17 protein-coding genes and 1 riboswitch are annotated in these 17,322 nt (G+C 67.6%); of the genes, 9 read left to right on the top strand and 8 right to left on the bottom strand.

All coding sequences use genetic code 11. The annotated features are described in order from the left end of the window. Window positions 1-3: 3 nt before the first annotated feature. The 5 genes from AC1RHV_RS11470 to AC1RHV_RS11450 are packed head-to-tail and all read right to left on the bottom strand — an operon-like array spanning window position 4 to window position 4,012. Complete coding sequence (locus tag AC1RHV_RS11470) at window positions 4-1,047, bottom strand: Ldh family oxidoreductase (protein WP_460360452.1); 1,044 nt, start codon at window positions 1,045-1,047, stop codon at window positions 4-6. Continuing rightward, window positions 1,044-2,234 (bottom strand): UxaA family hydrolase, encoded by a 1,191-nt coding sequence (locus AC1RHV_RS11465; RefSeq protein WP_192330326.1) that lies wholly within the window; start codon window positions 2,232-2,234, stop codon window positions 1,044-1,046. The genes AC1RHV_RS11470 and AC1RHV_RS11465 overlap by 4 nt, the downstream gene beginning before the upstream one ends. Next, window positions 2,231-2,527, bottom strand: a complete 297-nt coding sequence (locus tag AC1RHV_RS11460) for a UxaA family hydrolase (RefSeq protein WP_225596923.1) — start codon at window positions 2,525-2,527, stop codon at window positions 2,231-2,233. The genes AC1RHV_RS11465 and AC1RHV_RS11460 overlap by 4 nt, the downstream gene beginning before the upstream one ends. Next, window positions 2,524-3,519, bottom strand: a complete 996-nt coding sequence (locus tag AC1RHV_RS11455) for a Bug family tripartite tricarboxylate transporter substrate binding protein (protein ID WP_192330325.1) — start codon at window positions 3,517-3,519, stop codon at window positions 2,524-2,526. Before AC1RHV_RS11455 ends, AC1RHV_RS11460 begins: the two co-directional genes overlap by 4 nt. A 55-nt stretch (window positions 3,520-3,574) precedes the next feature. After that, the gene (locus AC1RHV_RS11450) at window positions 3,575-4,012 is read right to left on the bottom strand and encodes a nuclear transport factor 2 family protein (protein ID WP_192330324.1); all 438 of its coding nucleotides are present in this window, start codon (window positions 4,010-4,012) and stop codon (window positions 3,575-3,577) included. Window positions 4,013-4,113: 101 nt separating this feature from the next. On the opposite strand from AC1RHV_RS11450, the gene AC1RHV_RS11445 reads away from it, so the two are divergent. Further along, the gene (locus AC1RHV_RS11445; RefSeq protein ID WP_192330323.1) at window positions 4,114-5,031 is read left to right on the top strand and encodes a LysR substrate-binding domain-containing protein; all 918 of its coding nucleotides are present in this window, start codon (window positions 4,114-4,116) and stop codon (window positions 5,029-5,031) included. A 40-nt stretch (window positions 5,032-5,071) separates the two neighbouring features. On the opposite strand, the gene AC1RHV_RS11440 is transcribed toward AC1RHV_RS11445, so the two are convergent. Continuing rightward, the gene (locus AC1RHV_RS11440; protein ID WP_492300854.1) at window positions 5,072-6,499 is read right to left on the bottom strand and encodes an amidase; all 1,428 of its coding nucleotides are present in this window, start codon (window positions 6,497-6,499) and stop codon (window positions 5,072-5,074) included. Between the two features lie 79 nt (window positions 6,500-6,578). Beyond that, window positions 6,579-7,895, bottom strand: coding sequence for an MFS transporter (locus AC1RHV_RS11435; RefSeq protein WP_054457017.1), 1,317 nt, complete (start codon window positions 7,893-7,895; stop codon window positions 6,579-6,581). 81 nt (window positions 7,896-7,976) lie between these two features. Here AC1RHV_RS11435 and AC1RHV_RS11430 point away from each other — a divergent pair, with 81 nt between their 5' ends. Continuing rightward, window positions 7,977-8,981 (top strand): Lrp/AsnC family transcriptional regulator, encoded by a 1,005-nt coding sequence (locus AC1RHV_RS11430; protein ID WP_492300852.1) that lies wholly within the window; start codon window positions 7,977-7,979, stop codon window positions 8,979-8,981. 39 nt (window positions 8,982-9,020) lie between these two features. On the opposite strand, the gene AC1RHV_RS11425 is transcribed toward AC1RHV_RS11430, so the two are convergent. Continuing rightward, entirely contained in the window at window positions 9,021-9,944 is a 924-nt protein-coding gene (locus AC1RHV_RS11425; RefSeq protein WP_175162360.1) for a LysR family transcriptional regulator, read from the bottom strand. 125 nt (window positions 9,945-10,069) lie between these two features. Between AC1RHV_RS11425 and AC1RHV_RS11420 the strand changes: the two genes are divergently transcribed. From AC1RHV_RS11420 to ahcY, 7 genes are all read left to right on the top strand, one after another. Then, window positions 10,070-11,050, top strand: a complete 981-nt coding sequence (locus AC1RHV_RS11420; protein WP_054457011.1) for a Bug family tripartite tricarboxylate transporter substrate binding protein — start codon at window positions 10,070-10,072, stop codon at window positions 11,048-11,050. Window positions 11,051-11,086: 36 nt separating this feature from the next. After that, window positions 11,087-12,508 (top strand): 3-isopropylmalate dehydratase large subunit, encoded by a 1,422-nt coding sequence (gene leuC, locus AC1RHV_RS11415; RefSeq protein ID WP_492300850.1) that lies wholly within the window; start codon window positions 11,087-11,089, stop codon window positions 12,506-12,508. Beyond that, entirely contained in the window at window positions 12,505-13,152 is a 648-nt protein-coding gene (gene leuD, locus AC1RHV_RS11410; protein WP_054457007.1) for a 3-isopropylmalate dehydratase small subunit, read from the top strand. Before leuC ends, leuD begins: the two co-directional genes overlap by 4 nt. After that, the gene (locus tag AC1RHV_RS11405; protein WP_492300848.1) at window positions 13,149-14,036 is read left to right on the top strand and encodes an alpha/beta fold hydrolase; all 888 of its coding nucleotides are present in this window, start codon (window positions 13,149-13,151) and stop codon (window positions 14,034-14,036) included. The genes leuD and AC1RHV_RS11405 overlap by 4 nt, the downstream gene beginning before the upstream one ends. Window positions 14,037-14,147: 111 nt before the next feature. Beyond that, window positions 14,148-14,384 (top strand): DUF1289 domain-containing protein, encoded by a 237-nt coding sequence (locus AC1RHV_RS11400; RefSeq protein ID WP_054457003.1) that lies wholly within the window; start codon window positions 14,148-14,150, stop codon window positions 14,382-14,384. 78 nt (window positions 14,385-14,462) lie between these two features. Beyond that, window positions 14,463-15,569 (top strand): glycosyltransferase family 4 protein, encoded by a 1,107-nt coding sequence (locus AC1RHV_RS11395; RefSeq protein ID WP_175162368.1) that lies wholly within the window; start codon window positions 14,463-14,465, stop codon window positions 15,567-15,569. A gap of 35 nt (window positions 15,570-15,604) precedes the next feature. After that, window positions 15,605-15,740, top strand: a riboswitch (S-adenosyl-L-homocysteine riboswitch). Window positions 15,741-15,840: 100 nt separating this feature from the next. Continuing rightward, the gene (ahcY, locus tag AC1RHV_RS11390) at window positions 15,841-17,259 is read left to right on the top strand and encodes an adenosylhomocysteinase (protein ID WP_054457001.1); all 1,419 of its coding nucleotides are present in this window, start codon (window positions 15,841-15,843) and stop codon (window positions 17,257-17,259) included. Window positions 17,260-17,322: the final 63 nt, after the last annotated feature.

The raw sequence follows: 17,322 nt of genomic DNA, 5'->3' as shown, positions 1-17,322 counted from the left end.
GGCTCAATGGACGGACCATGGCGGCGGCAATCCCGTGGCCTGGCCGATGGCCTCCAGTTCACGCGCCAGGGCCTCGGGAATACGCAGGCCTTCTGCAAGAGCCGCCTGCTCGCAGGCGGCAGCCCGCGCTCCCGGTAGACGGGCTTGCGCGCCGCCGCGCTGGTGGAAGCCCGCGGCCCATTCGCGCATATAGTCGGCAAACGACGCCGAGCCCGCGCGTTGCGGATTCACCAGCCAGATCAAAGTGCTTTGTCCGCCCGCTGCGCCGCTGCGCGGGGTGTGATGGACCTTCTGGCGCGACTCGGGCTCGGCGCCGGCCAGTGCGCCAGCCAGGCACTCGGCCATGATGGCTAGCCCCATCCCCTTGTGGCCGGACATCGGCAATAAGGCGCCTTCCAAGGCGGCGTCGGCGGCGGTGGTCGACTGGCCGGCGCCGTCCAGGGCCCAGTCCGCAGGAATGTCGCGCCCTTCCCGGGCCGCCAGCAGGATGTGGCCGCGCGCGGCCACGCTGCAGGCCATGTCGAAGACCAGAGGCGCAGCGCCAGGGACGGGGCAGCCAAAGGCGATCGGGTTGTTGCCCACCGTCCGCCCCGCATAGCCTGGCAAGGCCATGAGCGGAGGCGTGCGTTGGAACACCAGGGCGATGTAGCCGCGCTCAGCCGCCAGCAGGACATAGTGGCCCAGGGCGCCCAGGTGTCCGCAGTCGCGGATGCGACATATGACGGAAACCTCTGTTTCCAGCATCGCCAGGCCTTCCTGTATCGCTATCAGGGCGGCCACCTGGCCCAGGGCGCCGTCGGCGTCGATGGTGCAGATGCCAGGGCTGCGCCGCACGCCGATGTCGGGCTCGGGGTTCACTTCGCCGGAGCGCAGCTTCTCCAGATAGGAGGCCAGGCGCGTCAGGCCGTGGGTGGCGACGCCTCGCAGTTCCGTGCGCACCATCGCGCCAGAGGCCAGCGCCGCATGTTCGGCGCTGACGCCCGCGTGTTGCAGGACGGCAGCGACCCAGCCGGTCAGCTGGGCGGCGCTAGCGGTCGGCCCGCTCATGCCCGCAGCTCCGGCGCGTGCTCGCGCAAGTGACGCATGAAGCCGAGTTCGATGCGGGAGATGGAGACTTCGGTGTCGCCCAGCACTTCGCTTTGCGTCATCCGGCCGGCGGCCACGCGCAGCATGGTTTCCCGCAGCTTGGTCGCGGCTTGCTCCAGCGTCTGCCCGTCCGTCAGGATGCCGCTGACGTCCACGTCGATGTTGTCGGCAAAGCGCTGCGCAGTGGTCGGATTTCCAGTCAACTTGATGGTGGGCGACAGCGGATGCCCCACCGGATTGCCCACCCCTGTATTAAACAGAATCAGGTGCGCTCCGCCCGCGGCCAGCGCGGCGATGTTCTCTACGCCTGGCGCAGGCGCATCCATGAACACCAATCCTTTGCAGCGAGGCTTTTCGCCGTAGCCGACCACCTCCTGCAGCGGCGAGGTGCCTCCTTTGCGTACCGCTCCCAGCGATTTCTCTTCCACCGTGGTCAGGCCGCCCGCGATGTTGTCCTCGCCCAGCGGCCACAGTTGCAGCCCTTGAAAGGCAGACTGGGCCTCCAGGCGAGTCACGGCCGCCAGCAGTCGCGCCGCGACTTCCGGCTTGCTGGCGCGTGCGGCGAGGCTGGCCTCGGCGCCCACGATTTCGTCGGTCTCGGACAGAATCACGACACCGCCAGCCTCTACCAGCCAGTCAGCCACCAATCCGGTGGTCGCGTTGGCGGTCAAGCCCGAGGTGGCGTCGGAGGCCCCGCATTCGACGCCGATCACCAGCTCGCTCAAGGGCATGGGCGCGCGCACGATGTCCGAACTTTCGACCACCAGCGCAGCGGCATCGCGGATTCCTTGCGCGACCGCTTCGATGGTGCCTCCGGCGCTCTGCACATCGAGCGCCCGTACCGGGCGTCCGGCCGCTCCTGCGGCTGCGGCCAGGCGGTGCGTGGTGACGGGTTCCAGGCCGACGATCAACACTGCGGCCACATTGGGATGAGTGGCATAGTTCAGCAGCACGCGATCGTGCTGGGCCAGATCGTCTCCGAACTGGCCGCGGCCATAGGCAACGCAAATGGGCACCGTGCCCTTGACGGATTCGCAGATGCGGCGAGCCACCGGGTTGACGTTGTCCATCGCGGCGATGACGGCAACATGGTTGCGGATGCCGAAACTGCCATCGCCGCGCGGGTATCCCCAGACGGATGCGTTCATGAACGATCTCCCCTGCCGCGCAGGCTTTCCAAATTGTGAAGATGAATATGGGCGCCTGCCGGTATCGCACGCAGGGCGCGGCCGATGGACGCGCCGTATTTGCGCACTTCGCAGCCTGCGGCGATGTCGGCCACAGCGAACTTGTGGCCGGAGGGGATAGCGTCGCGCAAAGTGACGCGGTACGCGGCCGAGCCGGCTGCCACCGCGATGGCGCTGCCGGCGGCCAAGGGCACGAAGGCCGTGGCCACGTGGTCGCTCTGGTCGATCATCAGGGCGAGATTGGCGGTCATCATTGAACCTCATAGCGAAGAATGGCGTCGCGGTAGTAGCCGGATTCGGCCTCCAGCGCCTTGGAAAACGCGGACTGCTGCAGACCGGTGACCTGGATGCCCAGCTCCTGCAGGCGGGCCTGCACGGGGGCCTGGCCCAACAGCCGTTCAAAGGCGGTGGAAATCTTGCGCACCTCGTCCTTGGCGGTCTTGCCCGGCATGAAAAAGCCGTACCATACTTGCGGCAGGCCCTGCTGAAACTGGGTCTGCTCGGAAATCGCGGGCACCTGAGGAAGCAGCGGGGAGCGCTGTTGCGCCAACACGGCTACCGTGACGAGGCTGCCCCCGTCCAGCAGGCTCTTGGCGGCCGAATACCCGACGGCGCCATATCGGGTGGATCCCGACAGTACGCCCGTCAGCACGTCAGGCGCACCCTTGTATGGCACCGGCAGGAATTGTCCGCCGGCCTGATGAGCCACGTCTTCCAGGGCGATATGCATGGGCGTGCCGCGTCCGGGTATGCCGATGGACAAGTCGCGCCGCTCCTTCAGGCCTTGCAGCAATGCGTCAGGGCTGGCGTTGGTCCCCGCCTTGGCGACAACCACCGACGGCACAACGCCGACCTGCAGTACCGGCAACAGGGATTCCAGCGGCCGGTAGTACTCATCCTTCAGCAGATGTGGCGCAATGGTGATTTCCTGGTTGCCCCCTGCCAACAGGGTCGTCTGGCCATCGGGCGCATTCATGACCGCGCGGGCGGCAATCGTGCCGCTGCCGCCGGGGCGGTTTTCCACCACCACGGGACGTTGCAGTTCCGTTCCCAGTTGCTGGGCCAGATAGCGCGCCATGACATCCACGCCGCCGCCAGCCGGCAACGACACGACGATGCGGATGGCTTGATCCTCGGCCCGGGCAGCGCCAGTCAGTAACAGCGCGCCCAGCGCGACCATGACTGCGCGTTGCAGCCAGGGCAGGCCCTTGCGGGGCGCGCCTGGCCGCTTGTGCATTTCAGACATCATGTCCTCCTTCAGCGTCCGGCGTCAGGTTCGGCCGAGCTGAAAAAACCTTGCCCTAGAGCGTGTCGAACACCGGCCGCACCGTGCGGTTCCGTAGCAGCCATTGGCCGTCCCGCAGGCACAGCTCATCGCTGTACTCCGCGATGGTTTCCGGCTGCCGGGCAGCCACCGGCAACACGGGCGGCAGCGGTTCCTGGCCCAGATGGCGGTAGACCGAGACATAGCTGAAGGCGCGTATCTGGCCGGGGCTAACCGGTTCCAGCAGCACGTTGGTGAGGATGTGGCGCGTCAGGCGTTGGACGGGGCGGGCCTTGAACGACGAGAGCAGCGCGGCACGGCCTTCGATGCGCTCATCGGGGCGTTGCAGTACGCCATCGACCGCGAACAGATCGGCAGCCTCGTCGTACCTTGCCGCATCCACCAGCATTGCAAAGCGCTGGATGGCGGCGATGCAGGCCATGTGATCCTGCGGCGTGATTGCTTCGATGGTCATGTTTTTGAATGTCTCCTTTGGGTGGGCCTTATTTTTGCCGCATTTTTTCTAAACGTGATGCCAATCGTCGTTAGAATTTCTAATGTCACCCATGGAATTGCTTGATAGCCAACATCACGATGAGCCGCAGACTTCCTCCTTTGAAGGCGCTTCAGGTATTCGAGGCGGCCGCGCGTCTGCGCAGCTTCGCGCAGGCCGCGCAGGACCTGCACGTCACCCCCGCGGCGGTCAGCCAGCAGATCAAGGGCCTGGAAGAATGGCTCGGCTTTGCGGTGTTCCGCCGCACGCGCGCGGGGCTAGAGCTGACGGAGCGGGGCGAGAGCCTGGCGCCCGCGCTCAAAAGCGCATTCGACTTGATCCAGACGGCGACAGAGGACGTGACCGGCCCGCAAGCCGCCGCCACGCTGACCTTGAGCGTGCTGCCCAATTTTGCGATGCGTTGGCTGATACCCAGGCTGCCTGATTTCACGCGGCGTCATCCCTGGATCCAGATCAAGCTGTTATCGGTGACCCATGCGCTGACGGATTTCTACGACACTTGCGATCTGGCCATTCGGGCGTATGAGCACGACCCGCAGTTCTGCTTCGAGCCGCTGGTCAGTCCGGACATGGTGCCCATGCTGTCGCCGCAGCTGTACCGGCGCGGCGCGCTGTTGCAGCCCGACGAACTGCTGCGCTTCCCGCTGCTGCATATCACCACGTCGCCGGAGGATTGGCCCCGCTGGTTTCGGGAAACGCGCCGGGACGGGGAACGTCTGCCTGATCCCGCCCTGCTCGCCAAGGGGCACCAGTTCGACTCCTATGTCGTGGCGGTCGAGGCGGCACTCGCAGGCATGGGCGTCGTGCTTGGCCGGCCTTCGTTCGCCACTGAAATGTTGCGGCGCAAGGAACTGCTGGTTCCCTTCGAACGTCCCATCGCGAGCAACAAGAGCTGGTATCTTGTGTATCCGCGCGCCGAGCTGCCGCGCAAATGCAGGGTGTTTCGCGAGTGGCTCTTGAGCACATGCGCTGCCAGATAGCGTTGCATGCCTGGCAGCGGATGTGGTGGGCACGCGGACCTTACAGTCCCCAGGCCGACAGGTCGGGCCGGCGCAGCTTAGGCGCCAGCACCGGCTCCAGCGCCGCGGCGCAATCCAGCATTGCCGCGTCGCCGCCTGCCGGCGCCAGCAACTGCACCGCCATGGGCATGCCTTCGGCATCGATGCCCACGGGCAGCGAGATGGCGGCCGCGCCCAGGAAGTTGGCGGGACGCAGCAGCTTGCCCAGTCCGGCGTGGCGCGTATCGTCGGCGTCCAGCGCTTGCGCGGCCTGGTCGCAGGCGGGCATCAGCAGGGCGTCCAGGCCTTGCATCGCTTGCGCGAACGCGGCCATGTCGGCGGCGCGGCGTTGCAGCGCGGCTTCGTAGTCGGCCTGCGCGATGCGGCCGCCGGCCGCGATGCGCTTGCGCACCACTTCCCACAGCGGCGTGGCCGGGTCTTCGGCCAGCGCGCCGTAATAGCGGTAGGCCTCATAGGCCAGCACCAGCGAGTTGTCGTCGGCCATGCGGGCAAAGGACAGGGCCGCGGGCGGATGCCAGGGCGTGGGCGTGTAGCCGGCCCGCGCCAGGTTTTCCTCGGCTTCGCGCCAGGCTCGCAGGCCGGCGTCGGCCAAGGAAGCGGGCCAGGCGTCGGGCGCCAGTACCGCCACCGGACTGGGGGCGCGCGCGGCGGGCTGGCGCAAGGCGGCGATGGCGCTTGCGGGAAATTCCAGCGTGGCCGCGTCGCCGATGTCGGGGCCGGCCAGCAGTCGGGTGAGCAGCCGGGCATCCGCCACCGTGCGTGTGATCGGACCCAGCACGTCCAGCGTGTCCGACAAGGGCAGACAGCCGGCGCGGCTGATCACGCCGGTGGACGGCTTGTAGCCCACCAGGCCATTCAGAGCCGCCGGCGCGCGCACCGAGCCGCCGGTGTCGCCACCCAGCGCCAGCGGCGCCAGGCCCGCGGCCACGGCCACGCCGGCGCCGCTGGACGAGCCGCCCGGCGCGCGCGCCGTCTGCGCGTCCCAAGGGTTGCGCGCCGTGCCTTGGGTGGGGTTCTGGCCCGACAGGCCAAAGGCGAACTCGGTCATGCGGGTCTTGCCCAGCACCACCATGCCCTGGGCGGCCAGCTTGTGCAGCGGCACCGCCGTTTCACCGCTGATCCGGCCTTGCAAGGCAAGCGAACCCAGGCTGGCGCTGACGCCGTCCCATTGCACGCTGTCCTTCACCGCCACGGGCACGCCGTGCAGGGGACCTAGCACAATGCCCGCGGCCAGCAGGCGGTCGGCGGCGTCGGCCTGGGCCAGCGCGCGCTCGGCCGTGACTTCACTGTAGGCAGCCAGCGCGGGGGCGCGCTCGATGCGGTCCAGGAAGTGGGTGGTGACCTGGCGCGAACTCAGTTCGCGCCGGCGGATGGCGCCGGCCAGGGCCTGGGCGTCTTGGAAGTGCAGGGCGGTGTCTAGTGCTGGCATGGGTCTCATCGGAAAAGAAAAAGCTTTCCGGTCCCGCGGGAACCGGAAAGCGCTATTGCGTGACGTTCGTTCTCTCTGCTTACTTCAGGCTCTGGCCCTTGGTTTCCGGCATGCGGATGAAGGTGATCAGGGTGATCACGGCGCCCGCCAGCACGTAGTAGAAGAACCAGCGCTCCATGCCCTTGCTTTGCAGCCAGGTCAGCAGGTAGGGCGTGGTGCCGCCCAGCAGGGCCACGACCAGGTTGTACGGCGTGCCGATGCCGACGGCGCGCACGCTGGTGGGGAACTGTTCCGACATGATGGCCGGCGCGATCGAGGTGTACATGGCGTACAGCACCAGGCCGAACAGCTCCACCGCCAGGATCGAACCGAACGACGGGCCCAGCGTGGTCATCAGCGGATAGAAGAACACCAGGTAGCCGGCGGCGAAGAAGATCAGCTGCGGCTTGCGGCCGATGCGATCGGACAGGATGCCGAACAGCGGCTGCACCAGCATGAACACGATCAGCGCGACGGTGTTGGCGGCGAACGCGGTCTTCGGGTCGGCATGCACCTGGCGGATGGCGTAGGTGGGCACGTAGGCCACGAAGATGTAGAACGCGAACGTGGTCAGGATGGAGAAGCCCACGATGCGTAGCACTTCACGCGGATGGTCGCGCAGCAGCGTGCGCAGCGGCTGCTTTTCGACGCCAGCCTTCTTGGCGTGCGAGAACGCTTCGGTCTCCGGGATCGAGCGGCGGATCCACATGCCGGCCAGGCCGCCCAGCGCGCCCAGGAAGAACGGAATGCGCCAGCCCCAGGCGGCCATCTCGACCTTGGTCAAGGTCGAGGTCAGCACCCAGCCGATGGCCGAGGCGGCCAGGATGCCCACGGCGGCGCTGAAGAACACGAAGCTGGAATAGAAGCCGCGCTTGTTGGGCGGCGCCATTTCCGCCAGGAAGGTCGTGGCCGAGGCATACTCTCCGCCCAGCGACAGGCCTTGCAAGAGGCGCGCAGCGGTCAGCAGCAACGGAGCAGCCAGGCCGATGGAGGCGTAGGTGGGGGTGACGGCGATGATCAGCGAGCCGCCGGCCATCATCAGGATGGTCAGGCCCAGCGCGGCCTTGCGGCCGTAGCGGTCGGAGAAGATGCCCAGCAGCCAGCCGCCGACCGGACGCATGAAGAAGCCCACCGCGAAAATGCCGAAGGTCGCCAGCAGGGCCGTGGTTTCATTGCCTTCGGGGAAGAACTGGCTGGAGAAGAATATGGCGAAGGACGCGTAGATGGTCCAGTCGAACCATTCGACGGCATTGCCTACACTACCGGCCAGAATGGTGCGCGAGCGGGAAACGGGCGCGGTGCCGGCCGAGGCGGCTGCCCCCTGCGGCTTGCGCAGGGGCGCTGAAGTGCTGCTCATGAAAACCTCAAATAAGAATTTATTTTTGGTCAAAAAGACCGTTTAATTTTGTGTTTTTATCAATGCGCGAACGTTAATTTAATGAATATAGACACGTCAAGTAAGGGTAAGCCCCTAGCTCCGGGGCTGGACGACACCGATCTCGCCTGTCTCATCGCGCTGCAGGCGGACCCGCGTGCGTCCTGGCGCGAGCTGGGAGCCGCCACCGGCATTCCCGAGCGCACTGTCGCGCGCCGCATCAAGCGCCTGATGGATGCCGATGCCCTGCGTGTCATCGCGGAACCCGATCCCCTGGCCACCGGCCGCGGCGTGGTGCTGCACGCCTGGGTGCGCTGCCGGTCGGGCCGCGTGCCCGAGGTGGCCGATCAGCTGGCGCGGCTGGACCTGAGCCAGCTGGTGGTCACGCTGGCCGGTTCGGCCGACCTGATGGCCGAGCTGACGCTGGCGGACGCGGCCGACATGCCGGACGTGGTCACGCGTGTGCTGCCGTCCATCGACGGGGTGGAGCACGTGGAGGCGCGGCTGGTGTTGCGGCCGTTCCGGCGCGCCGGCCAGTGGCGCATCCAGGCCCTGCCCGATGCGGCGGCGGCCGAGTCCGCCATGGCGCAGCCGCCCGCGGCGTTGACGGACGCCGAGCAGCGCATGGTGGCCTGGCTGATGCGTGATGGCCGCGCCAGCCTGGCCGAACTGGCCGAGCAGGCTGGCGTCAGCGAGCCCACCGCGCAGCGTCTCTTGCACAACATGGTGGAGCGCCGCGCGCTGAGTTTCCGTGTGGAAGTGGAGCCGGCGCTGGTCGGCTTTCCTGTGGAGGCGGTTATCTCCGTGCAGGTGCGCCCTCAAGCCGTGGACGCGCTGGCCGCGCATCTGGCGCTGGATCCCAACACCCGCTGCCTGTTCGGCACCAGCGGCGCGTCGCAGCTGTTCTGGCACGTGCTGTGCCGCGACAGCCTGCACCTGTGGGACGTGGTGACGCGCCGCCTGGGCGAGCTGGATGGCGTGTTGAACAGCGAAGTCGGCGTGGTGATGCGGGCGCACAAGCGCTGCGGCATCGTGCGCGCCGGCGCGCGGCTGGGGGCGGACGCGTAGCGTTGCGTGCCCGTCAGTGCGGAATATGACGCCGCGTGTTCACCAGACCGCGTCGTCCGAACCGGGCGCACGCAAATGCCGGGCGAAGCGCTGCGACAGGAACTCCACGAAAGCGATCGTCTTGGCCGGCAGGTTCAGGCGTTCGGGATACAGCGCGTGGATGTCCGCGCGCGGCGTGCGCCAGTCGGCCAGCACCGCGCGCAGGCGGCCGGCGCGCAGGTGCTCGGCCGTTTCCCATTCCGAACGCATGACGATGCCGTGGCCGTCCAGCGCCCATTCCAGGGCGCTTTGCCCGTCGTTGGAACTGAGCGGACCGCGCACTTTCACGGTCTCCGCGCGCTGGCCCGATTCCAGCCGCCAGGTGCCGTAGGCCACGTCGTTCTCGCGCACCACGATGCAGCGGTGGCGTTGCAGGTCGCCCGGCGCGCGCGGCTCGCCATGGATTTCGAGGTAGCGCGGCGACGCGCACAGCAGCCGCCGATTGGAGGCGATCTTGCGCGCGGTCAGGCGCGCATCGGGCAGGTCGCCAAAGCGCACCGCCACGTCGAAGCCTTCCTCGATCAGGTTCAGCGGCCTGTCGGTCAGCCGCATCTGCACTTCCACTTCCGGGTACTGGCGGGCGAAGTCCGACACGGCGGGCACGATGTGGGCGCGGCCGAAGCCGAACGTGGCGTTCAGCCGCAGCAGCCCTTGGGGACGGGCGCGGGCGCTCGATACGGAACGTTCCAGCGCCTCCAGGTCCGTCAGGATGCGTGCGCCCTCGGCCAGATATAGCTCACCTTCCTGCGTGACGCTGACCCGGCGGGTGGTGCGGTTCAGCAACCGCACGCCCAGGCGCTGCTCCAGCTTGGCCAGGCGCGTGCTGACCGCGGGCGGCGTCAGGCCCAGTTCGCGGGCGGTGGCGGACAGATTGCCGTGCTTCACTACCAGTGAGAAGAAGGCGAGATCGGAGAGGGCGTCCATGCGCTTATTTATAAACTGAATTTAATAAAGCTTTATCTGGATAAGCAATTATAAGAAGAAGACCCGCTTATACACTGGCCTCACCACTAAAGAGCCGCCTGCGCGGCCAACCGAGGAGACCAGGAATGAAGATCAACAAAGCGGCCGGCGTTCTATGCGCGGCCATTGCCGCATCCTGTTGGACCCAACCGGCCGCCGCCGCCGACGCCTTTCCCCAGCGCGCCGTGACGCTCATCGTGCCGTTCGCGCCCGGCGGCAGCGTGGATATCGCCGCGCGACTGATTTCGGACGCCTGGGGCCGCGCCCTGGGGCAGAGTGTCGTGGTGGAGAACCGCGCCGGCGCTTCCGGCAACATCGGCATGGCCGCAGTGGCGCGCGCGGAGCCCAACGGCTACACGCTGGCCGTCAACACCATGTCGCTGGCGATCAACCCGGCGCTGTTCCAGAACATGCCGTTCGACACGGCCAAGGACCTGCGTTCGGTCGGCACGATAGGAACGTCGCAGCATGTGCTGACGGTGACCAACCAGTTGCCCGTGGCCAATGTGAGCGAGCTGCTGGCCTATGTGCGCGCGCGGCCCGCCAACGACCTGAGCTTCGGTTCGGCAGGCACGGGCAGCACGTTCCACATGGCCGCGGAACTGTTCAAGTCGGTGTCCAAGACCCAGATCCTGCACGTGCCCTACAAGGGCGGCGGCCCGGCCATGGTGGACACCATCAGCGGCCAGGTGCAGATGAGCTTTCCGGTGCTGTCCGCAGCCAAGCCACAGGTCGACGGCAAGAAGCTCAAGGCGTTGGGCGTGACCGGCACCACGCGTTCGCCGCTCTTGCCCGACGTGCCCACCATCGCCGAGTCCGGGCTGCCCGGCTACGAGTTCAACACCTGGTTCGTGATCAGCGCGCCCGCGGGCACGCCGCAAGCCGTGATCGACACGCTGAACGCCAAGCTCGAACAAGCCCTGCGTTCGCCGGAGCTGGCGCAGCGCATGGGCCGCGAGGGCTTCGATCCGCTGATTTCCTCGCCCGCCAAGACGGACGCCATGGTAGCCGCCGAGATGACGCGCTGGGCTGGCATCGTCAAGGACGCCGGCATCCAGGCCAACTGACCGGGCCGCAAGACCCAACTACGAAGGACGCAAGACATGCCCGGCATGACGCTGTACGACAAACTGGTGGCCAGCCATGAGGTGGCCCGGATCGACGACGAGCACATCCTGCTCTACGTCGACCTGCACATCATGAACGAATACACCAGCCCGCAGGCCTTCAGCGGCCTGGCCGCGCGCGGGCGCGGCGTGCTGCGCCCCGGGCAGCAGATGGCGGTGGTGGACCACATCATCCCCACGCATCCGGTGCCGGCGGCACTGCGCGTGATCGCCGACGACGCTTCGTCGCGCCAGGCGCTGAACCTCAAGCGCAATTGCGACGAGCAGGGCATCGCGCTGTTCGACACCACCGATCCGCTGCAAGGCATCGAACACGTGATCGCGCCCGAGCATGGCATGGTGCTGCCGGGCATGGTGGTGCTGTGCGGTGACAGCCACACCACCACCTACGGCGCGCTGGGCGCGCTGGGCTTCGGCATCGGCACGTCCGAAGTCGAACACATATTGGCCACGCAGACGCTGGCGTACCGGGTGGCGCGCAACATGCGCATTCGCGTCGATGGCGCGCTGCCGGCCGGCGTCACCGCCAAGGACCTGGTGATCTGCGTCGTGCACCGCATCGGCGCGCAAGGCGCGCGCGGCCATGCGGTGGAGTTCTGCGGCGAGGCCATCGCCGCGCTGTCCGCCGAGGCCCGCATGACCTTGTGCAACATGACGGTGGAAGCCGGCGCCCGTGCCGCGCTGATCGCGCCGGACGCCACCACCGAGGCCTACGTCGCCGCGCATGCGCCCGAACTTCAAGGCGAGACGCTGGCCCAGGCCCGCGCCCATTGGGCCACGCTGCGCTCGGACGGGGACGCCGTGTTCGATGCCGAGCACGTGCTGGATGCCGCCGCGATCGCGCCCTTCGTCACCTGGGGCACCAGCCCGGACCAGGCCATGCCGGTGGATGGCGTGGTGCCGGACCCGCAGGCCGAGCCCGACGCGCTGGCCCGCCTGGCGCTGGAGAAGGCCATGGACTATATCGGCCTGACGCCGGGTACGCCGATAGCCGGCGTGCCGATAGACCGCGTGTTCATCGGCTCCTGCACCAACGGACGCATCGAGGATCTGCGCGCGGCGGCAGCCGTGGTGCGCGGCCGCAAGGTAGCGGCCGGCGTGCGGGCCATGGTGGTGCCCGGATCGGGTGCGGTGCGCGCACAGGCCGAGGCCGAAGGCATTGCGGCGCAATTTATCGAGGCCGGCTTCGAATGGCGCCAGCCTGGCTGTTCCATGTGCCTGGCCATGAACGACGACGTGCTCAGCCCGGGCGAGCGCTGCGCCTCCACCACCAACCGCAATTTCGAAGGCCGGCAGGGGCGCGCAGGACGTACGCACCTGATGTCTCCGGCGATGGCCGCCGCCGCCGCGCTGGCCGGCCGCATTGTCGACGTCCGCGTCTGGGAGCAACACGCATGACCGCAACCATCGAGGGCGTTGCCGCGCCGCTGCCTTTTTCCAATCTGGACACCGACCAGATCATGCCCAAGCAGTTTCTGCGCATCATCGACAAGGCAGGGCTGGACCGCGGCCTGCTGCATGACCTGCGCTTTGATGCGGGCGGCGCGCCCAGGCCCGATTTCGTGCTGAACCAGCCCGCCTATGCCGGGGCGTCCATCGTGGTCGCGGGGCCGAATTTCGGCTGCGGCTCCAGTCGCGAGCATGCGGTGTGGGGCTTGCAGCAGTTCGGCATCCGCGCGGTGATCGCGCCCAGCTTCGGCGAGATCTTCTACTTCAATGCCGTAAACAACGGCCTGCTGCTGATCAGCCTGGCGCCGGCCGAGATCGACGCCTTGCTCGCCAGGGTGTCCAATACGGCCACCAACCGCGTCAGCATCGATGTGGCGGCAGGGAGCGTCACCGCCATGGACGGCTGGACAGCGGCGTTCACGCTGCCAGAACGTCACCGCCGCATGTACGTGCAGGGGCAGGACATGGTGGGCGCCTCATTGCAGCAGCTGGACGAGGTGGAACGTTTCGAGGCCGGGCATTGGGCGCGGCACCCCTGGATGAAAGACCTGGCGCGCCGCGTGCGCGACCGCCTGGACCGAGAGGCCATATGACCGCATTCTTCGACCTGCCCGTGCGCCGCATCGCGGCCAACGGCATCGAGATCGCAGCCCGCGTCGACGGCGCTGGCCCGCCGTTGCTGTTGCTGCACGGCCATCCCCAGACCCACGCCATCTGGCATCGCGTCTGGCCGGAACTGGCGCGCCACCGCACTTGCGTGGCGGCGGACCTGCGCGGCTACGGCGATAGCGACAAGCCTGCCGCATCGCCGGACCATTCTGCCCATTCCAAGCGCGAGATGGCGGCCGACATGATCGAGCTGATGCGCGCCCTGGGCCACGAGCGCTTCGAGGTGCTGGCGCACGACCGCGGCGCGCGCGTGGCGCACCGGCTGGCGCTGGACCATCCCGCCGCCGTCAGCCGCATGATGCTGCTGGACATCGCGCCCACGCTGGACATGTACGAAGGCACCACGCGCGCCTTCGCCCAGGCCTATTTCCACTGGTTCTGGCTGATCCAGCCGGCGCCGCTGCCCGAAACCATGATCCAGCGCGACCCGGTGTTCTACCTGCGTTCCGTGATGGGCGGACGGCCTGGCGGGCTGGCGCACTTTTCCGCCGAGGCCATGGCCGAGTACGAACGCGCGGCGCAACTGCCCGGCTGGGCCACGGGCATCTGCGAGGACTACCGCGCTTCCGCCACGCTGGACCTGGAGCACGACCGCGCCGGCCGGGAGGCCGGCGAACGCCTGCGCATGCCACTGCGTGCGCTGTGGGGCGAGCGCGGCGCGGTGGGCCGGAACTTCGACGTGCTGGCGCTGTGGCGCGCGATCGCCGACGAGGTGTCCGGAGGCCCGTTGCCGGGCGCGCACTATCTTGCGGAAGAGTGCCCGGACGCGCTGCTGGCGCAGGCCGGAGAGTTCTTCGGCTGGCGCTAGCGGCAGGGCTCGGCCCGCATGTAGCACCCCGCGCGCGGACAGGCATTCAAGTCCGGGCGGGGCATAGGGCCTTCTAAAAGGGGACGCACTGCCGGTGTTAACCTACGCCCGATGAATCAGCACCACGTCGACCTCTCCAAACTCCCCGACGCCGAAGACGCGCAACGCGCCTTCAAGGCTTCGGATTCGCCCTGCGTGGCCGTCTGCTCCACGCTGTTTGACGACATCTGCCGCGGCTGCGGCCGCACCGCCATGGAAGTCGCCAACTGGGTGTTCATGACGGAAGAGGAAAAGCGCGAAGTCTGGGTGCGCATCACGGCGCAAGGGTATCCCCGCCGCAACAACTAGCCGGCGGCCGCGCAGGCCGTCTTGGGCATGTCACATGGCGCGGGCTAAATCGCGCTATTGCCCACTTCCGGCTCCATCATGCGCATCGTCCTGGTCACGGATGCCTGGCATCCGCAAGTCAATGGCGTCGTCCGCACCTGGACGACCATGCAGCAGATCCTCGGAGAATGGGGCCACGAGCTGATCGTGGTGAACCCGCAGGGCAGCCGCACCGTGCCGGCGCCTTCCGAGCCCGACCTGCGGCTGTGTCTGCAGCCCGGCCGGCAATTGCGCCGCATCCTGGGCGACCTCGTGCCCGACGCCCTGCATATCGCCACCGAAGGTCCGCTGGGACTGGCCGCCCGCCGCATGGCGCTGGCGCGGGGCTGGCGCTTCACGACTTCGTTCCACACCATGTTCCCGGACTACCTGCAGGCGCGCATGGGCATCCCGGCGGCCTTGCCCTGGCGCTATCTGCGCTGGTTTCACCGGCCCTCGCAGCGGGTGCTGGTGCCGACGCCCACGGTGCGCGACGTGCTGGCGCGGCGCGGCCTGGCGAACCTGCAGATCTGGTCGCGCGGGGTGGACCCGCGCAAGTTCCAGCCGGGGGCGGGCGAGGCCTTCCCGGACCTGCCCCGTCCCGTATTCCTGAGCGTGGGCCGCGTGGCGCGCGAGAAGAATCTGGACGCCTTCCTGTCGCTGGACCTGCCGGGCAGCAAGGTAGTGGTGGGGGCGGGGCCGGATGAGGCGCGGCTGAAGAAGCGCTTTCCCGACGCGATTTTCCTGGGCATGCGGCAAGACGAAGCGCTGCCGGCGCTCTACGGGTCGGCCGACGCCTTCGTCTTCCCCAGCCTGACGGACACCTTCGGTCTGGTCATGCTGGAGGCCATGGCCTGCGGCACGCCGGTGGCCGCTTTCCGCAGCGAAGCGCCGCTGGCGGTGGTGACCCAGGGCGTCACCGGTTTCCTGGACGAAGACCTGGCCCATGCCTGCCGCTCGGCCCTGTCGCTGGACCGCCATGCGGTGCGCGAACATGCCCTGACGCGCAGCTGGGACTCGGTGGCCGCGACCCTGCTGGCTGCACTGGTGCCGCTGGATGGGAGCGCCCGCGGCGCGGAACATGCCGAGGCGTCGTGCGTCCCTGAAGGGGCCATGCTTGCGCGGCGGCCGGGTGGCGAAATGCCCGCCAGGGAGCCAGGGGTTTGATCCCTGGCGCACGGTTCCCGGGTACAATGCCCGGCAATCCTGAGGAGCGTTGCGACGACCCTGCGGTTCCCGCCAGCCGGCACGGCAAGCGGAGCCAGGCTCGCCAGGCTCAGGAATCCTTGTTCAAGCGGCGCGCCTTGCGCGGCGCTACAGCAACGGCGCTCACCTTTGTCGCATATGGCGGGAAAGGCGAGCACTCGACCTTCGTGGTGCCTTCGCGTTGTCCGGCCATATCCTGCGCCGTTCGTATTTCACGTGGAGCCTACACACCATGAACGCTGTGACCGATAAATCCTTCTCCGACTACCTCGTCGCCGACATGTCGCTGGCCGGCTGGGGCCGCCGCGAACTCGCCATCGCCGAAACCGAAATGCCCGGCCTGATGGCCATCCGCGAGGAATTCGCCGCCAAGCAGCCGCTCAAGGGCGCGCGCATCGCCGGCAGCCTGCACATGACCATCCAGACCGGCGTGCTGATCGAAACGCTGGTGGCCCTGGGCGCCGAAGTGCGCTGGGCCTCGTGCAACATCTTCTCCACGCAGGATCACGCCGCCGCCGCCATCGCCGCATCGGGCACCCCGGTCTTCGCCGTCAAGGGCGAAACGCTGGAAGAGTACTGGCAGTACACCCACAAGATCTTCGAATGGCCCAATGGCGAAAACGCCAACATGATCCTCGACGACGGCGGCGACGCCACCTTGATGCTGCACCTGGGCACCAAGGCCGAGAAGGACATCTCGGTGCTGGCCAACCCGGGCAGCGACGAAGAGCGCATCCTGTTCGCCGCCATCAAGGAAACCCTCAAGCGCGATCCCAAGTGGTATTCGACCCGCCTGGCCCTGATCAAGGGCGTGACGGAAGAAACCACCACCGGCGTGCATCGCCTGTACCAGATGTCGCAAAAGGGCGAGCTGGCCTTTGCCGCCATCAACGTCAACGACTCGGTCACCAAGTCCAAGTTCGACAACCTGTACGGCTGCCGTGAATCGCTGGTCGACGGCATCAAGCGCGCCACCGACGTAATGGTCGCCGGCAAGGTTGCCGTCGTGGCCGGCTACGGCGACGTGGGCAAGGGCTGCGCCCAGGCGCTGGTCGCGCTGCGCGCCCAGGTCTGGGTCACCGAAGTCGATCCGATCTGCGCCCTGCAGGCTGCCATGGAAGGCTTCAAGGTCGTGACCATGGAAGAAGCCGCCGCGCACGGCGACATCTTCGTCACCGCCACCGGCAACTACCACGTCATCACGCGTGAGCACATGAACGCCATGAAGGACCAGGCCATCGTGTGCAACATCGGCCACTTCGACAACGAAATCGACGTCGCCAGCCTGGCCGACTGCAAGTGGGAAGAGATCAAGCCGCAAGTCGACCACGTCATCTTCCCGGACGGCAAGCGCATCATCCTGCTGGCCCAGGGCCGCCTGGTGAACCTGGGTTGCGCCACCGGCCACCCGTCGTTCGTGATGTCGTCGTCGTTCGCCAACCAGACCATCGCCCAGATCGAGCTGTTCACGCGCAACGAAGCCTACCAGTCGGGTCAGGTCTACGTGCTGCCCAAGCACCTGGACGAGAAGGTCGCCCGCCTGCACCTGAAGAAGCTGGGCGTGAAGCTCACGACGCTGCGCCAGGATCAGGCCGACTACATCAACGTGCCGGTCGAAGGCCCCTACAAGCCCGAGCACTACCGCTATTGATGGTTGTAGCAAAATAGGAAAGTGCCGCGCCATGCCGGCGCGGGCTTTCCGGTCCGCAGGACC

Source organism: Achromobacter sp. GW823-FHT04E03 (genome assembly GCF_058796095.1).
This window is presented reverse-complemented; position numbering and strand designations above follow the sequence as displayed.